The following is a 276-nucleotide window of genomic DNA, read 5'->3' as shown; positions in this document are numbered from 1 at the left end:
GCTGATTAAAGCGGCGCAAACCCTACCGCATAAGATGTTCATCGTCGCGACCGATCGCGGTATTTTTTATAAAATGCAGCAAGCGGCGCCTGATAAGGCGTTTATCGAAGCGCCGACGCGTGGGGAAGGTGCAACCTGTCGTTCATGTGCGCACTGCCCGTGGATGGCGATGAATGATTTAGACCAAATCATCCATGCACTGGAGAAAGTAGGCACCCCTGATGCCGTACCGCACGAGATTTTTGTTGATGCGCAGTTAATCGAACAAGCTAAAAA

At 50.7% G+C, this 276-nt stretch carries 1 protein-coding gene; it reads left to right on the top strand.

Annotation, left to right across the window (positions count from 1 at the left end; all coding sequences use genetic code 11):
• Nucleotides 1-34 precede the first annotated feature (34 nt).
• Nucleotides 35-276 (top strand): quinolinate synthase NadA (gene nadA / locus PZC42_RS21155; RefSeq protein WP_277214096.1); only part of this gene is annotated, 242 nt, incomplete at its 3' end.

It is taken from the genome of Isoptericola croceus, from assembly GCF_029382255.1.
GTDB lineage: Bacteria > Actinomycetota > Actinomycetes > Actinomycetales > Cellulomonadaceae > Isoptericola > Isoptericola croceus.
The sequence above is the reverse complement of the archived record's forward strand: the minus strand, read 5'-3'. Positions and strand labels throughout refer to the sequence as shown.